22 protein-coding genes are annotated in these 17,701 nt (G+C 43.6%); 3 read left to right on the top strand and 19 right to left on the bottom strand.

The genetic code is table 11. The annotated features are described in order from the left end of the window. Positions 1-40 precede the first annotated feature (40 nt). From WKT08_RS03715 to WKT08_RS03675, 9 genes are all read right to left on the bottom strand, one after another. Positions 41-1,138 (bottom strand): nucleotidyltransferase, encoded by a 1,098-nt coding sequence (locus WKT08_RS03715; protein ID WP_340280144.1) that lies wholly within the window; start codon positions 1,136-1,138, stop codon positions 41-43. 6 nt (positions 1,139-1,144) lie between these two features. Continuing rightward, positions 1,145-1,885: a class I SAM-dependent DNA methyltransferase gene (locus WKT08_RS03710; protein WP_340280709.1), complete on the bottom strand. Its 741-nt coding sequence runs from the start codon at positions 1,883-1,885 to the stop codon at positions 1,145-1,147. Positions 1,886-2,207: 322 nt separating this feature from the next. Continuing rightward, positions 2,208-2,561 carry a ribosome silencing factor gene (gene rsfS / locus WKT08_RS03705; protein ID WP_021152739.1) on the bottom strand — a complete coding sequence of 118 codons (354 nt, stop codon included), beginning with the start codon at positions 2,559-2,561 and terminating at the stop codon, positions 2,208-2,210. A gap of 14 nt (positions 2,562-2,575) precedes the next feature. Further along, positions 2,576-3,076, bottom strand: coding sequence for a cysteine hydrolase family protein (locus WKT08_RS03700; protein ID WP_340280141.1), 501 nt, complete (start codon positions 3,074-3,076; stop codon positions 2,576-2,578). Then, complete coding sequence (gene yqeK / locus WKT08_RS03695; RefSeq protein WP_013903187.1) at positions 3,077-3,673, bottom strand: bis(5'-nucleosyl)-tetraphosphatase (symmetrical) YqeK; 597 nt, start codon at positions 3,671-3,673, stop codon at positions 3,077-3,079. Beyond that, a complete protein-coding gene (locus tag WKT08_RS03690) occupies positions 3,670-4,302 on the bottom strand; it encodes a nicotinate-nucleotide adenylyltransferase (RefSeq protein ID WP_003012335.1) in 633 nt (210 codons plus the stop codon). The genes yqeK and WKT08_RS03690 overlap by 4 nt, the downstream gene beginning before the upstream one ends. Positions 4,303-4,323: 21 nt before the next feature. Further along, positions 4,324-4,635, bottom strand: a complete 312-nt coding sequence (gene yhbY / locus WKT08_RS03685) for a ribosome assembly RNA-binding protein YhbY (RefSeq protein ID WP_003005853.1) — start codon at positions 4,633-4,635, stop codon at positions 4,324-4,326. Positions 4,636-4,857: 222 nt separating this feature from the next. Next, a complete protein-coding gene (yqeH, locus tag WKT08_RS03680) occupies positions 4,858-5,964 on the bottom strand; it encodes a ribosome biogenesis GTPase YqeH (protein ID WP_340280137.1) in 1,107 nt (368 codons plus the stop codon). 2 nt (positions 5,965-5,966) lie between these two features. Continuing rightward, positions 5,967-6,494 carry a YqeG family HAD IIIA-type phosphatase gene (locus tag WKT08_RS03675; protein WP_045759146.1) on the bottom strand — a complete coding sequence of 176 codons (528 nt, stop codon included), beginning with the start codon at positions 6,492-6,494 and terminating at the stop codon, positions 5,967-5,969. Between the two features lie 182 nt (positions 6,495-6,676). Here WKT08_RS03675 and WKT08_RS03670 point away from each other — a divergent pair, with 182 nt between their 5' ends. After that, positions 6,677-7,291 carry a TVP38/TMEM64 family protein gene (locus tag WKT08_RS03670; protein ID WP_340280135.1) on the top strand — a complete coding sequence of 205 codons (615 nt, stop codon included), beginning with the start codon at positions 6,677-6,679 and terminating at the stop codon, positions 7,289-7,291. A 71-nt stretch (positions 7,292-7,362) separates the two neighbouring features. Here the strand turns inward: WKT08_RS03670 and WKT08_RS03665 are convergent, their stop codons facing one another. The 10 genes from WKT08_RS03665 to rlmD form a co-directional block, all read right to left on the bottom strand. Then, complete coding sequence (locus WKT08_RS03665) at positions 7,363-10,014, bottom strand: valine--tRNA ligase (RefSeq protein ID WP_340280133.1); 2,652 nt, start codon at positions 10,012-10,014, stop codon at positions 7,363-7,365. Further along, positions 10,007-10,585, bottom strand: coding sequence for an AAA family ATPase (locus tag WKT08_RS03660; protein WP_041826242.1), 579 nt, complete (start codon positions 10,583-10,585; stop codon positions 10,007-10,009). Before WKT08_RS03660 ends, WKT08_RS03665 begins: the two co-directional genes overlap by 8 nt. Continuing rightward, entirely contained in the window at positions 10,585-11,145 is a 561-nt protein-coding gene (locus WKT08_RS03655) for a GNAT family N-acetyltransferase (protein WP_340280131.1), read from the bottom strand. Before WKT08_RS03655 ends, WKT08_RS03660 begins: the two co-directional genes overlap by 1 nt. Next, a complete protein-coding gene (locus WKT08_RS03650) occupies positions 11,132-11,710 on the bottom strand; it encodes a flavin reductase family protein (protein ID WP_340280129.1) in 579 nt (192 codons plus the stop codon). The genes WKT08_RS03655 and WKT08_RS03650 overlap by 14 nt, the downstream gene beginning before the upstream one ends. 267 nt (positions 11,711-11,977) lie before the next feature. Next, positions 11,978-12,325 carry a helix-hairpin-helix domain-containing protein gene (locus WKT08_RS03645; RefSeq protein ID WP_003011968.1) on the bottom strand — a complete coding sequence of 116 codons (348 nt, stop codon included), beginning with the start codon at positions 12,323-12,325 and terminating at the stop codon, positions 11,978-11,980. A gap of 179 nt (positions 12,326-12,504) precedes the next feature. Next, entirely contained in the window at positions 12,505-12,759 is a 255-nt protein-coding gene (locus tag WKT08_RS03640; protein WP_013903179.1) for a DUF1912 family protein, read from the bottom strand. Positions 12,760-12,761: 2 nt separating this feature from the next. After that, positions 12,762-14,108 carry a DUF438 domain-containing protein gene (locus tag WKT08_RS03635; RefSeq protein WP_340280125.1) on the bottom strand — a complete coding sequence of 449 codons (1,347 nt, stop codon included), beginning with the start codon at positions 14,106-14,108 and terminating at the stop codon, positions 12,762-12,764. Further along, positions 14,105-14,341: a DUF1858 domain-containing protein gene (locus tag WKT08_RS03630; RefSeq protein ID WP_003014300.1), complete on the bottom strand. Its 237-nt coding sequence runs from the start codon at positions 14,339-14,341 to the stop codon at positions 14,105-14,107. The genes WKT08_RS03635 and WKT08_RS03630 overlap by 4 nt, the downstream gene beginning before the upstream one ends. A 13-nt stretch (positions 14,342-14,354) precedes the next feature. Continuing rightward, complete coding sequence (locus WKT08_RS03625; RefSeq protein WP_021152718.1) at positions 14,355-14,798, bottom strand: cytidine deaminase family protein; 444 nt, start codon at positions 14,796-14,798, stop codon at positions 14,355-14,357. 7 nt (positions 14,799-14,805) lie between these two features. After that, positions 14,806-16,158, bottom strand: a complete 1,353-nt coding sequence (rlmD, locus tag WKT08_RS03620) for a 23S rRNA (uracil(1939)-C(5))-methyltransferase RlmD (RefSeq protein WP_315378432.1) — start codon at positions 16,156-16,158, stop codon at positions 14,806-14,808. Between the two features lie 37 nt (positions 16,159-16,195). Between rlmD and recX the strand changes: the two genes are divergently transcribed. Beyond that, entirely contained in the window at positions 16,196-16,978 is a 783-nt protein-coding gene (gene recX / locus WKT08_RS03615; RefSeq protein WP_340280119.1) for a recombination regulator RecX, read from the top strand. Positions 16,979-17,073: 95 nt separating this feature from the next. Next, entirely contained in the window at positions 17,074-17,607 is a 534-nt protein-coding gene (ntdP, locus tag WKT08_RS03610) for a nucleoside tri-diphosphate phosphatase (protein WP_118396820.1), read from the top strand. Positions 17,608-17,701: the final 94 nt, after the last annotated feature.

Genomic DNA, 17,701 nt, shown 5'->3' with positions numbered 1-17,701 from the left:
TGCGTATCCTTCCAATTGGAGTTGCTCGGCTATTCACCCTTTATTGATCTTCCACTCTCACGGGCACTCGACCCCAGATCTGTTCTGGCAATTGGGGATGGCCTAGCTGATACACCTGATCGGCTTGCTGGGTCAAGTCATCCCAAGGTTCCTTACCGATTCGAGTCACGATTTCTACTGATTTTTTCAAGCCTTTGAGGTGAGCTTGTCCCTTTGCGGAAAATCCTAAGACATGAATGGCATCGGGAAGAGCTTGATCCATCGCCCCTACCAAGATGTAGGTCAAGATGCGGCGCACGCGCGCCTTGGTATAGCGCTTGGTTGCGACTTTCTCCACCAGGTCTTCCACAGAGCTAGCACTTCGAACCGCATCCTTTATCCGATTGGCCAGTTCCTCATTGACCTGAAAAATCTGTGTCAGATCTGGATGGGTTAGGATTTGATAACGGAGCAGTTGGTCATAATCCTCCCAAGATACCTGTGGAGCCGACTGAAAGAGTTGGCTATTGGGCATGAATCTAGCTACAAAGTCCTGATCTTCCTTGTGCAGGCGTAGACTAGTCGCAGAAGCATAGGCCACTTCTTTTTCTTCTGAATGGTAACCCGCACCTTGCCGTTGGACGGGCTTGAGCGCAATCCCCTTCCCAGCACAAGCCTTGGCATAGGCCAAGCCCAGGATATGATTGGGAGTATCTCCTGTGAACTCCACTCCAGCAAAGGTTTCCCACATTTTTTGGGTCTTTTGTGGATAAGATAAATCGTCTGGAAGACTTCGCAGGAAAGCTTCCATTTCCGCCTCATTCTCCGAGTAGACTGTCGCAATCGCTTGGTAATCCAAGACTTCTTCTGTCCCAAAGGTTAATTGGTCAATTCCCAGACGGGACAAGATCTCTACCGCTCCCTTGGCAAAATGGTCAGCCGACTGAACAGCCACGAGAAAGGGGAGCTCGACCACTAGATCCGCTCCATTATCCAAAGCCATCTGCGCACGAATCCACTTGTCTACAATAGCAGGTTCGCCACGTTGAACAAAATTCCCAGACATAGCGACGATTTTCAGCCCTTCTGCCTGTTCCAGCAGGTACTTGTGTCCATTATGAAAGGGATTAAATTCTGCAATAATACCTGTAACTGTCATACTATCCTACTTCTGCGCTACAAAAAACCAACGTTTGCTGGTCTTTGTTGGCTCTTTGTCTTCAAAGTCTGCGTACAATTTGAAAGATTTAAAGCCAGCCTGCTCCAATAAGATGTCATAGGTTAAAACTTCATAGGTACGCTCTTCATGGACTTCATCGTGCCGACTAAAGGAGCCATCCTCTTCTTGGACAAAGAAGGTCAGCTCATGGACGATCGAGTGAGGTGCCGCATCCTCATAGGTATCCCAGAGCATGGCAAAGTCTTCGGCATTTTCGTGGTAGGAATAGCCTGGGAAAACCTCATCCGTCTGATAGGTCGAATGGACATCAAAGATAAAAACACCATCTTCATTAAGGGCATTATAGACTTCTCTGAAGACATCCCCTACTTCTACCTCGTCCTGCATATAGCAGATAGAATCCGAGTAGCAGGTCACGAAATCATAAGTGCCTGCTTGCGACAGGTCCAGCATATTGCCCTCGATAAAATCAATCTTCTGCTTGGCTGAAGCAGCTCTTTTTTCAGCAATTTTCAGCATGTCAGCACTCAGGTCTAATCCTGTCACATCAAAACCAGCTTGGGAAAAGCGAACAGACTGAATCCCTGTCCCACAAGCCAATTCCAGTAATTTTTTCTTATTTTTTGTCTTTGGGAGATGGCGGAGGGAAAAATCCGTCCATAAGTCATACAGACTATCATCCATGACCGCATCGTAGACCGCCGCAAACGTTTCATAAGTCGCCATATTCATGATACCAAGTCCGCCCGTAATCCGATAGAAAATTAGGAGCACGACGATGGAGCTAAGCTCCAAGGAGAGCTATCTATTTTCCGAGGATTACAGGACGGGTTCAAACCCTTTCTAAGATACAAAGAGCCTTAAAAGCAAAGAGAAAATAGGAAACTTTCTGCCGTATCGTCAGATACAAAGGAAGTTACTCTTTTTCTCACAGCTTTTAGCTCGTGTTCAATTATCAAATTAACCAAACACGAGGCCCCATCCTTTCTTTCCATAGAATTTCAATTTAACCAACAAAACTCAGTTGCTACCAACTGAGTTTACCTGCTTATGCTAGGGCTGCTGAAAGATCGACAGCACTTGCTTCATGCCATAGCTTTTCTAGGTTATAGTGAGTACGCATTTCTTCTGAGAAGACATGGACCACCACACTACCTAAGTCAAGAAGGACCCAACCTCCAGCTGAATCACCTTCGACGTGGCTGGCATTGCCACCAGCTTCAACGACCTTCTCGCGAATATTTTCAGCAATAGCTTCCAACTGACGGCTGTTCATAGAGCTTGCGATGACAAAGTAGTCTGTCACGCTGGTCAAGCTTTGAACATCCAAAGCGACAATGTCTTCTGCACGCTTTTCATCTGCTGCTTTGACAACTAGTTCAAGTAGTTCTTTTTCTTTCATGTAATCCTCTTTCCTTAAAAAATTGATTTGTAATCTAAGACATCCGCAAAACGTTCTGCCCAAATATTTTCATAAAATTCATTAAGCGTTTCTGCCGGAATATCCTCTCCATCAAAGGTTGTGACAGCTCCTTCTGGAATGACCAGCTTGTAGCCGTATTCAAACCCCACTTTGACGGATGTATCGACACAATATTCTGTCTGCATACCACACAGGACCAGTTGCTCAATCCCTTGTTGATCCAAGTATTCTTTTAATCCTGTCTCCTTAAACATGCTATTGTATCGCTTCTGAAATACCTTTTCATTCGTCTGTCTTTTCAACAGGGGCGATAATTGCCAATCTTCAGAAGTTAAAGCCTCTGGCGTTTCAATATGCTGCATGTAGATGATTTCAATCTGCTCTTTTCTAGCCTGATCTTGCAAATAAGCGATCTTCTCTAGGAGCTTATCTGTCTCAAAACCTGTTTCCACTAAGATATTTTGTACATCAATAATGATAAAAGCTGTCTTCACTCACTGCTCCTCTTTCAAATACTTCACAAAGGCGTTATAGGTTTCAAGGGTTTGGGGATAAATGGGCAATCCTTGGTGGGCTAGGTGTTCGACTGTGCGAGCCGTCTCATAGGCCACGGCACGATCCAAGGAGACTTGGGCGATATCACGTGCTTGATCCACTCCCGGGAAGGCCCGGTTGTGCTCAATGTAATCTGCCACATAGACAATCTTGTCTAAGGTTGACATCTGTCCACTCCCCACGGTGTGAATCTCAATACTGCGAAGAATGGCTGGATCTGTCAGTCCGAGGTCTTCTTGGATCTTGTAAATCCCGACCATCCCATGCCAGACATTGTTGCCCCAGTTTTTTAACGCTGGATCTAGCTCATAGCGATCGATCAAGTCCAGAAATTCCTGATCCGATAATTTCTTAGCGTAGTCATGTAACAAACCTGCTAGGCCAGCCTGCTCTTCGTCAGCCCCATAGCGTTTGGCCAAGTCACGCGCAGCCTTCTCAACCCCTAAACAGTGGGTTAGTCGCTTTTCTGGCAGGATTTGACGCATTTTTTCAAGCAAGACCTCACGAGAAAAGCCTAGATAGTTTTCATAGGTCATTGATACAATCCTTCTTTCTTGATGTAGTCTAAGACTGGTTTTGGCAACATAAAATTCGGCGTCCGGCCTTTAGCTACAAAATCGCGCACCATACTAGAGGAGATGTCCATTAGAGGAACATCCACCCAGATCACCGGATAAGAAGTCCCTGCCTTATAGCGTGGTCGTTGGACCCCGACAAATTGCACAATCTCCACCAATTCATCGATTCGGTGCCATTTTGGTAAATAATCCACCATATCTGCACCAATGATGAAGTAATAATCTGTGTCTGGATCCCGTTCATTGAGCAAGAGCATGGTGTCGTAGGTATAGGAAATCCCTTTCCGCTCGAGTTCAATCGTCTCGATCTCCAGACCTTCAATGCCTTCAATGGCTAATTCCAGCATCTTAAGGCGATGATGCTCTGCAATCGTCCCCTTGGCATCGACATGCGGCGGCTCATACTCGGGCATCAAGAGCACCTTATCTAACCCTAATTGTTGGCGCACTTGATCCGCAACGACCAAATGGGCATTGTGGACCGGATTGAAATTTCCACCCAAAATACCAACTTGTTTGCGTTTCTTGTCTTTGATCTCTGGCTCTAACTCTACCTTGGTAAAGGGAGTCAATAGTTCAATTGCCATAGGTTTGTTCTCCTCGATGTCTTAAATTTCTTTTACCTTCGCTGAAATTTTACGATTTTCTTTTTTGCTCGATTGTTTGAACAAGATGAGAATCCGACCAATCTTTTGGACCGTTTCCACACCGATTTCCTCTTCCAAGATTTCTGCTACTTCATGGATATTCTCATCCGTATTTTGAAGAAGAGTTACCTTGATCAGTTCGCGCGCATCAAGTGCTTGGCGCACACTGGTTTTAATTTGGTCATTGAGCCCGTTTTTCCCGATTTGGATAATGGGTTTGAGGCTGTGGGCTTGGCTATTGAGGAAAGCCCGTTGTTTAGATGTTAATGTCATATTTTTACTTCCTTTTTTGATCGTTATTTTAAGTGGTGGGGACGGCCGGAACTAATTTTTCAAAGATCTCATCTTTGAAAAATGGATTTCCTCACCTCAAAATGGAGCCTTGGTCTCCATTTTGCCCTTGCCAATCTCACGATTGGCAACTACACCACGGCAATAACGATCTCTTTATGAGCTCACTTTGTTCGCTCTTCAGATATATTTTTTCCTGTTTTTTTAAATAATAGCTTTGCGGGTAACGACGGCGACGCCTTCTGGTGCCCAGACGGCTACTTTGGCTTCTCCATTGACGCGGATCCAGCCCAGTCCTGAGATGACCAGGTCTGTCTTGTCCTTGATGGTAAACTCATGAGAAACCAAGGGTGGGAACTCTTCTTTTTCCTTGCTGTTAGGAGGAGTTAGTAAGCCACCGACATGCTTGTCATAAAAGGCCGTCGCTCCTTCTAGCTTGGTTCGGTGAAGCTTGAGTTCGTTGTCAAAGAAGGCGGTGAAACCTTGCTTTTCTCCCTTAATAAAGTCAAAACGTCCCAAGCCACCCAAGAAGAGGGTTTGCTCTGGATTGAGCTGATAGGTCTTGGGCTTGATTTCCTTTTTAGGGCTGACATACTTGAGGTTTTTCGCCGTCAAGTAGTGAGCCATCTGGTAGCGATGGATAATCCCCGGTGTATCGTAGATGTAGGATCCATCGTCCAGTGGGATTTCGATCTTGTCCAGTGTCGTCCCCGGGAAGCGAGAGGTCGTGATGATATCCTTGTCGCCTGTGATTTCTTGGATGATTGCATTGATGAGGGTCGATTTCCCAACGTTGGTCACCCCCACCACATAGACATCACGGCCCTTGCGGTACTGTTCGATCTTTTCCATCAAGTCCTTGATCGCACTCTTGTTTTGAGCAGAGGTGAGGACCACATCGACAGGACGCATGCCTTCTTCGTGGGCCCGCTCCATCAACCAATGGGTCACCTTGCTGTCCTTGACAGACTTAGGCAATATGTCTTTTTTGTTTCCGACCAAGAGGACATCATTTCCTGCTACAAAGCGTGGTAGGCCAGGGATAACGGATCCATTAAAGTCAAAAATATCCACTACATTGACCACGAGAGCATCACTATCACCTACTTCGTGAAGGAGTTTTAGGAAATCATCATCTGTCAGATGCACATCTGTGATTTCATTGTAGTGACGCAGACGGAAACAGCGTTGGCAATAAACTTCACCTGTTTCCAGGCCCTTTTCAAGAGCTGATTGGGGAGTATAGCCTAGCCCCTCTTTGTTTTCTGTCTGAATGGGGGCTCCACAACCAATACAGAATAATTCTTCCATTCTTAAATTCCTTTTTTGTATACAATCGGACCATATTTTTCGGCCATTTGCTTCATGACACGGCGTTCACGCGCCCGGTTGATCTGCGTCTTGATGGAGTCATGCTCAACCAAAGGCTTGACCAAAATCGAACGAATGCCTGCACGATGGGCAGCCCGGATATCCGTCATCAGTTGATCCCCGACCATGACCACTTCATTTTTCTCATAGTGGAAACGTTTGAGGGCACGATCAATCCCAAAAGTAAAGGGCTTGAGTGACCACGCTTCATAGTCAATATCAAATTTCTCAACAGCGCGCTTGACCCGTTTGGGACTATTATTAGACACCACAATAACCCGAATCCCTCCATCACGAAGGTCATGCAACCACTGGCGCATCTCAGGAGTTCCATCCGGATTATTCCAAGCAATCAAGGTATTATCCAAATCCACAAGGACCGCCTTGATACCCTGTTTTTTCAAGTCTGCAACGGTGAGATCATAGGCTGCTTCCACCGCAAAATCTGGTTTGTAATTTTCGATTGACACGTTTTTCTCCATTTTTTATACTCCTTTCATTGTAGCATAAAAAGGCCCATTTTGCACCCGCTTCACGACTAAAACAGCGACAGACTCCAATCAGGTCGCTTTCACTACTCAAAAAATAGACAAAATCCTTACAAAGTTCCAAAAACATGGTATAGTAGAAGAAAAAGAACTCGGAATTTTTTATGAAACAAACAAGCTTAAAAGAGGTCTCTCCTCTTCTCCAGCGCATCATTAATTGGTCGTCTATCATTGGTGCTCTTGGGACCTTGGCCTTTTGTATCTGGGCCTACTTTGCTGGCATCCTTCAATCCAAAGAAACCTTGTCAGCTTTTATTCTCCAAGCAGGCATCTTTGGACCACCTCTCTTTATCTTTCTTCAGATCCTTCAAACAGTGGTCCCTATTATTCCTGGCGCCCTGACATCTGTCGCTGGTGTCTTTATCTATGGCCACATCATTGGTACCATCTACAACTACATCGGGATAGTGATTGGCTGTGCCATTATCTTCCACCTAGCCAGAATGTACGGGCCTAAGTTCGTCCAATCTATGGTCAGTCAGAAGACCTACGACAAGTACATTGGCTGGCTCAATGAAGGCAAGCGGTTCGATCGCTTCTTTATCTTCATGATGATCTGGCCGGTTAGTCCCGCTGACTTCATCTGTATGCTGGCAGGTCTGACGAAGATGACCTTCAAACGCTACATGACCATCATCATCCTCTGCAAACCTATCACCCTCGTCATCTACACTTACGGTCTCACCTATATCATCGATTATTTCTGGAAAATGGTCTAAAAATAGGTTACTTAAACTTTTTCTCTTACAGAATCATACAAAAAACACGGCATTCCACCGTGTTTCTGTGTTTATTTAACGAGTTTCTTCATCTCATCAATCCGTGCTACGGTCGCATCGTATTTCGCTTGGTAATCTTCTTGTTTGTCGCGTTCTTTTTGGACGACTTCTGGTTTGGCATTGGCTACGAAGCGTTCGTTAGAGAGCTTCTTACCGACCATATCCAGTTCTTTTTGCCATTTGGCTAATTCTTTTTCAAGACGAGCCAATTCTTCTTCAACATTGAGAAGATCAGCGAGTGGCAAGTAGATTTCTGCGCCTGTGATAATGCTTGACATAACCAAGTCAGGTACTTCGACATCTGCTGCAATTTCCAAGTGTTCTGGGTTTGTGAAGCGTTTGATGTAGTTGACGTTATCATTGAAGAAGGTATCGAGCTTGCTGTCGCTTGTCTTGATCAAGATAGTGATTGGCTTACTTGGCGCTACGTTCACTTCTGCACGTGAGTTACGAACGGAGCGAATCACATCTTTAAGAGCTTCTACACCAGCTGCTGCTTCTTCATTTTCAAACTCTGGACGAACCACTGGGTATTCCGCAGTCACGATCGTTCCTTCAGAGATTTGGCCATAAATTTCTTCAGTCACAAATGGCATGATTGGGTGAAGGAGACGCAAGATTTGATCCAAGGTGTAAAGAAGAACTGAACGAGTAATGACTTTTTCGTCCTCGTTATCACTGTAAAGCACTTCCTTAGTCAACTCAACATACCAGTCCGCAAACTCGTCCCAGATGAAGTTGTAGAGGATGTGACCAGCCACACCAAACTCAAACTTATCGAAGTTTTCAGTGACCTTACCGATCGTTTCGTTGAGGTTGTGGAGAATCCAGCGGTCTGTCACGTTACCTGCTTGACCAGCAGCCACTTTAGCCACATTTTCACGAGCCACATCCAAGGTCAACCCTTCATTGTTCATAAGGATATAGCGAGAGATGTTCCAGATCTTGTTAATGAAGTTCCATGACGCATCCATTTTCTCGTAAGAGAAACGCACGTCTTGCCCTGGTGCAGAACCGTTTGAAAGGAACCAACGAAGGGCATCGGCACCGTATTTCTCGATAACATCCATTGGGTCAATCCCGTTACCGAGTGACTTAGACATCTTGCGTCCTTGCTCGTCACGAATGAGACCGTGAATCAGAACGTTTTGGAATGGCTGACGGCCTGTGAATTCCAATGATTGGAAGATCATACGAGATACCCAGAAGAAGATGATGTCGTATCCTGTTACCAAGGTTGATGTAGGGAAGTAACGTTTGAAGTCTTCTGAGTCGACATCCGGCCAGCCCATAGTTGAGAATGGCCAAAGGGCTGAACTAAACCACGTATCCAAGACATCTTCGTCTTGTTTCCATCCGTCACCTTCTGGTGCTTCTTCACCAACGTACATTTCACCCTCAGCATTGTACCAAGCAGGGATTTGGTGACCCCACCAGAGCTGACGTGAGATTACCCAGTCATGGACATTTTCCATCCATTGGAGGAAGGTATCATTGAAACGAGGTGGGTAGAATTCTACCTTATCGTCTGTGTCTTGGTTGGCAATGGCATTCTTAGCCAATTGATCCATCTTCACGAACCATTGCGTAGACAAACGTGGCTCAACCATAACCCCTGTACGCTCTGAGTGACCAACTGAGTGGGTCATCTTCTCAATCTTAACAAGGGCACCAATTTCTTCTAACTTCTTGATAACAGCCTTACGAGCTTCAAAGCGGTCCATGCCGTTGAATTCGCCAGCCAATTCATTCATGGTACCATCATCGTTCATAACGTTGACTTGCGGAAGATTATGACGTTGACCAACCAAGAAGTCATTAGGGTCGTGGGCAGGTGTGATCTTCACCACACCAGTACCAAACTCAGGGTCTGCGTGTTCGTCTCCAACGATTGGGATTGGCTTGTTCAAGATTGGCAAGATAACATTTTGACCAATCAAGTCTTTATAACGATCATCATTTGGGTTAACCGCTACGGCAGTATCCCCAAACATAGTCTCAGGACGAGTTGTTGCTACTTCAAGGGCACGTGAACCGTCTTCCAACATGTAGTTCATGTGGTAGAAGGCACCCTCGACTTCCTTGTGAATCACCTCGATATCAGAAAGGGCTGTACGGGCTTTTGGATCCCAGTTGATGATAAATTCACCACGGTAAATCCAACCTTTTTTGTAAAGCTCTACAAAGACCTTACGAACCGCTTTTGACAACCCTTCATCAAGGGTAAAACGCTCACGAGAGTAGTCTACAGAGAGCCCCATCTTGCCCCATTGTTGCTTGATAGTCGTCGCATACTCGTCTTTCCATTCCCAGACTTTATCAAGGAATTTTTCACGACCAAGGTCATAACGAGAGATGCCCTCTTCAGCCAAACGCGCTTCTACTTTAGCTTGAGTGGCAATCCCAGCATGGTCCATACCTGGAAGCCAAAGCGTATCAAAACCTTGCATCCGTTTTTGACGGATGATGATATCTTGCAAAGTTGTATCCCAAGCGTGACCAAGGTGAAGTTTCCCAGTTACGTTTGGTGGTGGAATAACGATTGAATAAGGGTTCGCCTTTTTATCGCCTGAAGGCTTGAAAACATCTTCGTCAAGCCATTTTTGGTAACGACCAGCCTCAACCTCGGCTGGATTGTATTTAGGTGAAAGTTCTTTAGACATGTGTGTGTCCTTTCTCTATTGTTTTCATTTTTTCTTGAATCTGCTTTGCGACTTCTTCTGCAGACAGATTCGTATTATTAATTTTCAGGTAGTGGTGAAGGCCACTCGGTTGCTTTTGAGAATTAAGTTGATCTGTTTTATCAGTCTCTAAAATTTCTCTTTCAGATACCTCAAAATTCCGTTTCAAGGGTTTGTATTTCAACCGATTCTCCGTTCGATTGCGACGTAAGCGCTCCTCAAGAGACGTTTCTAATTCAACAAAGAGAATCTCTTGATGATACTCATTTAACAAATCTTGAATATTCTTCAAATACATCAGATGGTATTGATTTGAAAAATCAGTTACACCTGTTAAAATCACCGACCGATGATGCCTGGCGCTTGTTCCAAGAAAAGAAAAGTTAACGCTACGAACAAATTCCCACATTTCTTCCGTAAAATCCTGATAGATTTCGAGTGCGAAATCAATTGGTTGATGGTTGAAAAAGAGAGTCGCACCGGTGAGTTTCGAAAGTTCCTGACCAATGGTCATTTTCCCTGCAGCTGGAGCTCCAATGATGAAAACATGCATCAATCCACCTCCCACTCACTCTTTAGCAAGCCATATCTCAAATCATCACAGCGGTTGCCTTGAGCATCTTTGCGGTCTCTTATGCGAGCTTCGAGGGTAAAACCAAGTTTCTCAGCGACTCGTTGACTTTGAAGGTTGTAACCAAAGCAAGACAATTCTATCTTGTGAAGGTTCAATTCTTTAAAAGCTAGATCAATCAAAGCACGCGCCGCTTCAGGCACATAGCTTCTCCCCCAATAGTCTGGGTGCAAGGTATAGCCAATCTCCAGCACATCGTCTTCGTGGCGATGGTTGAAGTCAACAGAGCCAATGATTTTATCGGTTCCTTTGACCACAATTCCATAGCCTGCTGGGAGATTGTCCTTTTCATTGCGCTCGGGAAGGATATGCTCTAGATAATAAATCTCATCTTCCAAGGTCTTAACGGGTGGAAAGCCTGCTGGGTAAGAAACCTCTGGAAGACTAGCGTAGGCATGGATATCCTCAGCATCCGCCACTGTTCGGACTCGTAAGACTAGACGCTCCGTTTCGATTCGTTCTGGCAGTTCAGCTCTTGTCATTCTTCTTCCTCGCTTTCTTCATAAAGCTTCCCATGGGGTCGACTCGGTCGTCCAGATAACGATAAACGCGCTGATGGCCGTCCCCCATAAAGTAAGTCGGTGCAAAACGGTCATTTTTAAAATGCCCCTTATCATCTAAGAGCTCTGGATCAGTCAGTCGCTCAAGAATCTTAGCAAAGATATGGCAGATGCCATCTTCCTCGATAATCCGATCTACCTGGCAATCCAATACGACTGGACAGGCCTCCAAAATCGGAGCCTGAGTCCGTTCAGAAATTTCGTAGTCTAGCCCTAGGAGTTTCAATTTCTCCCGATGGCTGATAAACCCAGCCTGCTCCATCTCAAGCATGAGATGTTCATCAGGGATATTGACAGTGAACTGTTGATAATGCTTAATCTGATCAGCCGCATTTTCCTCAGCACCAACTCCGATGACCAGCCAATCTCCCAAGCTATAAGAGGAACTGCAGGTCGTGATATTGTTCCCAAAGTTCTGGTCCTGATACCCCAAGATGAAGATAGGAAAGCCATAGTAGAGTTTACTAGTGTTAAAAGATTGTTTCATGACAAGCTCCTTCAGCCAGGGTTGCAAAAAGAAAAATCGCCCCTGTCATCAATCTGACAGGGACGAATATGTTGATCCGCGGTACCACCCAATTTCGGGCAATGCCCGCAACTTTATTTATTTCATTTTCATCCATTAGCAACCAGTTTTGACACATTTGTGGACTTCTCAGCACCGCCACTTTCTGTAAAATGTGGAATTCAAAACACCTCTAATAGGTTCATTTTAGCAAGTTTTCCTGGAAATAGCAAGAAATCATAAAAGCAATTATTTAAATTTAACGCCTAGTTCTTTCAATTTCTTGATTGTAGCTGGGCCGATTCCTTTAAGGGCCAACAACTCTTTTTCTGTCCAGTTTGCGAAGTCCGCAACAGAGCGAATACCTTCATCATAGAATGTTTGCGCACGATCAAGTGCCACACCTTCCAAACTTGCAGCAAATTCTTCCACTGAAGAAGCCGCTTGTTTCACTTCTTTCGCCACTGCTTTTGTAGCTTTCTCAACCTTTTTAGGTGCTTCTTTCACAGCTGCAGTTACAGTTGCGACAGCTTTTTTCAAAAGATGTCTATTTTGATGCTTGTATTGTTTCGCACGGTTTACGTTCTTCTTTGCCATTTTTCCTCCTAAATTCAGTGATCAATTCCTAAGGCAACAAGGTTTCATCACTATCATTCCATTCAAAAATCCGTTGATGTCATTTCAACTTTTTTATTGTATCACAATCCCCTAAAAAATCAAGTCATTGCTTAATTTTCAGGTAAATCTAGCTAGTAAAACGCCTTCAATAAGGCCATTTAATATTTTCTTTCACCAAAGAGGCCATCTGGTAAATCATGAAATCCTTTTCCAGCATGGAAATTTTCAAACTTCCCTTGCAAGAACTGATAAGCGTCCAAACGGCTTTCATAGCGAATCATAGCGATTTTAGCTCGTTCATCCTGGTCTTCATCAAAAACCTTCTTACTTTCTTCGAGAGCCATTTCATTGATCATGACCTGGGTCTTGATCCACTCCTCAAACTCCTTCATAAACTCTGTTTCGTAACTCATCTTTACTCCATTCCTCTATAAAAATCCGTATCGATCTCCCGATAAGGTTGAATGTCCTGAACATATTCCAAGACGCCTTGAAAGTCTCCAGCTTCATCACGCACGGCTGCATAGGTGACATGGACAAATTTCCCACGCGATTCGGATTTGAACCACATTTCATACTTGTCTTTTTTCCCTTCACGAAGCCCCTGCATGATGGCTTTGACCTTCTCCAAATATTTCGGTGGGTGACACAGCTCAACATTGCGTCCTACCTGCGATGGCGTCCTCTTAAAAATCATTTCTTCAAAAGGCGCAGCATCATTGTAATATTGGAAAATATCATCCTTATTGACAAAGGTGATCTCCATCGGCAGATGATTCAAGATCAAATTCGCTTGCTCCACTGACAAATAGCCATTACCAAACGGTTGAGGTTGGTTGCGATCGAAGCTCTCTTCTTTTTTCTTAGGCGTGAAGGTAATGGTCAATTGCCCCTCAGGAGTCTCAATGACCTGACGGTGCTCATCTCCTTTTGAAGAAGGAAGTGGTTCAGTTGAACCTTCTGACTCTTCAGACGCTTCCTCCTTGAAGTCTACGCGTTTCGGCACCCATTTCTCACTTGGGAGAATAATGGCATAACCATAAGCATCACTTTCTTCTGCAATGGAGAGCCAGTCATCCTGGGTAAAGGCCTCCAGCAAAATCATCAAGAGGATCGACTCTTCCTTGAAGATCATGCCCTCAAACTCTTGCGCAAAGGCTTCAAAGAGCTCTTTGACTTCTAAGATACTAGAATCCGGTAATTTCTTGGCCGCATCCAAAACTTTCGCAAAGAGTTCCCGAATCTGGTCATCCACTCCCCACATCACTTTTGGCGGGGAATCATGCCCATATTTTTCCATAATCGGAAACATCAACTCTTCCTTACGACGGTAATGCCGGTCAAATTGACCCACCAAGCCCAGCTGACGTAACAAGCCCTTATGAATCTCCTGAATCATCTCAGGATCCTCGGTTGTCTCATAATTGTCTAGCAAGCGGCGTACCCGCATCATAGCCGCACGAAGGGCTAGATTCTCCTGTTTAAAGATTTGAACAGGATGACCTGGATGGTCAGTATCTGCAACTTCGACCCCTTGAACCGCATTCTTAAAGAGATTGGCATGGACATCACAAAGCTCCATAACATCTTCAAAAGTGACCCCTGCATCGGAGTTCATCAGTTCATGCTCCATAAGAGAGATCTCAATCGCAGAAACCCCTGCAAAGGTCGCATCAAACCGTTCCTGAACCGACTCAGGAGAGGCTCCATGATGAAGCTCTAATAAGATATCTCTTAAGACGTGAATTCGTTCATCACTCATTGGTCTAGCCCCACTACTTCATAGCCGTTAGCCTCTAGGGTTCGCACAATCTTCTCCATAGGGGTACCTTCTAATTTTGATCCTTGTTTCAAGGAAACCTTGCGCCCAACTGTATTGCGCATGATCGGATTGGCTAAGGGTTTAAAGCCCAACTCCACCAACAAATCCAATACTTCCGGATGTTGATCAATAACTTGAGCAACTGGAATCGATACATCAATAACATTGTCCATTTATTTATTTCCTTTACTCATTCCCTTTATTTTCTCTTTGACGAGCCCGTTCTTCGCCCCACCAAAGAGGCATCAGTTCTCCTAAAGTAATGGTCTTGCGGCTCTCATAATCCACCATAAATTCTAGATGACGATTCTCTGCATCTAGCTCAAGGAGAAATTCACGACAGGCCCCACAAGGCATCCCTGAGCCTTCTCCATAAGGAGGCTTGTCTCGAAAAGCAATAATGCGCTTGACCTTGGTCTGTCCTGATTGTTGATACATGTTGAAGAGGGCCGCTCGTTCGGCACATAAATGAAAGACGCCACAGGTTCCTTCCATACAAAAGCCCGTAAAAATCTGACCATCTGCAGCCTCAACAGCAGCAACCACATGTCGAGCATAGACAAAATCTGAAACCTCTTGAGGCGCATAGAGAGCTTTCGCCTCAAGATAAAGTTTTTCCCAAATATCCATTCTTCTTTCACTTCTTCACTAATTTCACAACTGCTTCTGTCCGTGCTGTATGGGGGAACATGTCCACTGATTGAATGTATTCAACCTGATAAACCTTCGTCAAAGCCACTAGATCCCTTGCCAAAGTAGAGACATTACAAGAGACATAGACCATCTTTTCAGGTGCATAGTGCAACAAGGTCTCGATTAATTTTGTCCCCAAGCCCGTACGAGGTGGATCCACAATCACAGCATTAGCCCGATAGCCTTCTTGGTACCAGCGAGGAATGATCTCTTCTGCTGTACCAGCCTCATAGTGGGTATTCTCAAATCCCATCCGTTTAGCATTGTATTTGGCATCTTCAATTGCTTCAGGAATAATATCCATCCCCCGAACACTTTTCACTCTATTAGCAAAAGCAAACCCAATCGTTCCAACCCCACAATAGGCATCTATCAAATGATCCTCTGGAGAAACATCTAGAGCCTTGACAGCCTCACTATACAATACTTCAGTTTGTTCCGGATTCAACTGGTAAAAGGCTCGAGGAGAAAGAGAAAATTCATAATCCAAAACACCTTCCAAAATTGCCTCTTCTCCCCAAATAATCTGCGTTTGTTCCCCATAAATCTCACTGGAACGAGACGTATTTTTGTTAACAGCAACTGTGACAATCTCAGGGTGTTTTGTGACCAAGTCTTCCACCAAATTATTTAGGTTAATCTGACGACTGGTGACCACAATGATCTGAACCTGCCCAGACTTCCGAGCCCGTCGAACCATCATGGTTCTGACACCCAGTTCTTTACGCTCATCAGCAATCGGAATCTGATAATAGGTCAATAAATCCGCAAGGTCATTGGCAATCGCTTGAATAACCGGATCTTGAACCAAACAATCTTTTAATTCAACTAAATAATGTGAATTTTGAGCATAGAGTCCTGCCTTCACCTGGCCCTTGAATTTCCTTGTTTGAAATTGCAATTTTGCCCGATAGTAAAGAGGTTCCTGCATTCCGATTGTCGGCCGAATATCATACTGTTCAAATCCTTCAGGTGAGAACTTCTTCAAGGCCTGTTGCAATAAATCTGTCTTAAACTCCAGCTGCTTATCATACTTCAAATGCATGATTTGACAGCCACCACAGGTCTCATAGATATCACACATGGGCGTCACACGAAACTTAGACGCCTTATTCACAGATAGGAGTTTAGCTTCCGCAAAATTTTTCTTGACACTTGTAATTTGGCAGAAGATATCTTCCCCCTTCAGAGCACCTGGCACAAAGACAAGTGTTTTTTTATAAAAGCCAATCCCTTCTCCGTTAATTCCCATTCGTTTAATTTTCAAAGGAATTTTTTGTTTTACTTTAACGTTCATATCCCTATCTTAACACATTTTTCGGTATAATAAAAACATGAAAATTACAAAACTAGAAAAGAAAAAAAGACTCTACCTCCTGGAATTAGACAATGATCAAAAACTTTATATTACAGAAGACACCATCGTCAAATATTTCCTTTCCAAAGATAAAGAAATCAGTGAAGAGGAACTAAAAGAAATCCAAGAGTTTGCTCAATACTCCTATGGTAAAAACCTGGCCCTTTACCATCTTTCTTTTAAAGCTCGAACAACAAAAGAAGTCCGAGACTACCTGACAAAATATGAGATTGAAAGTGGCATTATTGATAAAGTGGTCCACCACCTAAAAGAAGAAAAGTGGTTAGATGATCGTCAATATGCAAGAAACCTGATAGAGGCCAACCTCCACACTGGCGATAAGGGCCCAGCCTTATTACAACAAAAAATTCAACAAAAAGGAATCCCAAAATCTATCCTTCAAGAGATTCTTGCAGGCTATGATTTTACAGAAGTGATCAACCGTACCGCAATAAAACTCCAAAAAAAATACCAAGGAAAATATCCATTAAAATCCATTGAAACGAAAATCATCCAAGCACTCATTTCAAAAGGTTTTGCTTACAATCAAGCAAAGATAGCATTCCAATATCTCGAGCTCGAAACAGATGAAGAAACAACCAATGAGCTCATTCTAAAAGAGTTAGAAAAACAATACCGTAAATACAGTAAAAAATATGAAGGCTATGACCTCAAACAACGCTTGACTCAGGCACTAGCCAGAAAAGGCTACGATTATAGTGATATAACGTCAGCCATTAGAGAATACTTAGATTCATAAACCAAATTGAAAATTAAATAGAAAAATAAGAAAAAATTTGAAAAAATATGATACAATATAGAGGATATACTTAGATTGTAGAAAGTTGGTAAGTTATGAAACTACCTAAAGAAGGCGACTTTATTACAATTCAAAGTTATAAACATGATGGCAGTTTACACCGAACATGGCGTGACACCATGGTATTAAAGATAACCGAAAATGCAATTATTGGAGTAAATGATCATACACTTGTTACTGAAAGTGATGGTAGACGTTGGATTACACGTGAACCAGCGATCGTATATTTCCATAAAAAATATTGGTTTAACATCATCGCCATGATCCGTGACAATGGTGTGTCTTACTACTGTAACCTAGCAAGTCCTTTTCACATTGACCAAGAAGCCTTAAAATATATCGACTATGATCTCGATGTCAAGGTCTTTACCAATGGTGAAAAAAAATTGTTAGATGTTGAAGAATACGAGCAGCACAAAGAAAAAATGCACTATTCAGATGACATTGACTTTATTTTAAAGGAAAATGTTAAGGTTCTAGTAGATTGGATAAACCAAAGCAAAGGTCCTTTTTCTGAGGAATATATCAAAATTTGGTATAACCGTTATGTTGAACTGCGAAATAAATAAAGTTGGAAAGAGCGCAAGCTCTTTTTTCTTGTAAATTAATAAAAAATAACTACAAAAAAAGTCTAATGACAACCATTAGACTTTTTCGACACAC

Source organism: Streptococcus sp. HCA-5024, assembly GCF_037890265.1.
In the GTDB taxonomy this organism is placed as follows: domain Bacteria; phylum Bacillota; class Bacilli; order Lactobacillales; family Streptococcaceae; genus Streptococcus; species Streptococcus lingualis.
The sequence above is the reverse complement of the archived record's forward strand: the minus strand, read 5'-3'. Positions and strand labels throughout refer to the sequence as shown.